We start from the raw sequence: 567 nt of genomic DNA, 5'->3' as shown, positions 1-567 counted from the left end.
CAGAGTCGTTAGTGCGCGATTTGTCGAGTCGCGGTGCGTGCCATCACGTGATGGTTGAAGACGGCTCGGTAGTTGGCTACTTTTATGCACAAAATATTGTGGGTGAAGTGACGTTACTCAATATTGCGGTTGCCCCTGCTCTACAAGGAAAAGGCTACGGTCAAAAGTTATTGGATGCCTTTCTGAATCACTGTGAGCAAGCCAAAGCAGACAGCGCGTGGCTAGAAGTAAGAGAAAGTAACCATCCTGCGATTCATATTTATGAGCAAGCTGGTTTTAACGAAGTGGATCGTCGTTATGATTATTATCCAGCCAAAACAGGCAATGGAAAAGAAGACGCGATCATCATGAGTTATCTCTTCTTTAACTAGACGTACTACTCGGGAAGTTGCCCCTAAAGCAATAATAGGCGAGAATACCGCGCAAAATTGAATCTACAAAAAGCGTGTTTGCTTTTCAGCAGGCATTCAGACATCAAAGAAGACCAGTTTCATGTCAAATACGCCTTTTCTAAGCGAAGTTTCTAAACGTAGAACGTTCGCTATTATTTCTCACCCGGATGCGGGT

The 567-nt window shown here is 44.3% G+C and carries 1 protein-coding gene; it reads left to right on the top strand.

Annotated features, from left to right (window positions below):
• On the top strand, positions 1–371 hold a 371-nt coding region (gene rimI / locus R8O10_RS26705; RefSeq protein ID WP_318192160.1), incomplete at its 5' end, for a ribosomal protein S18-alanine N-acetyltransferase.
• Between the last annotated feature and the right edge of the window lie 196 nt (positions 372–567).

The sequence above is a fragment of the Vibrio sp. 1727 genome, assembly GCF_033344415.1.
Lineage (GTDB): Bacteria > Pseudomonadota > Gammaproteobacteria > Enterobacterales > Vibrionaceae > Vibrio > Vibrio alginolyticus.
The sequence above is the reverse complement of the archived record's forward strand: the minus strand, read 5'-3'. Positions and strand labels throughout refer to the sequence as shown.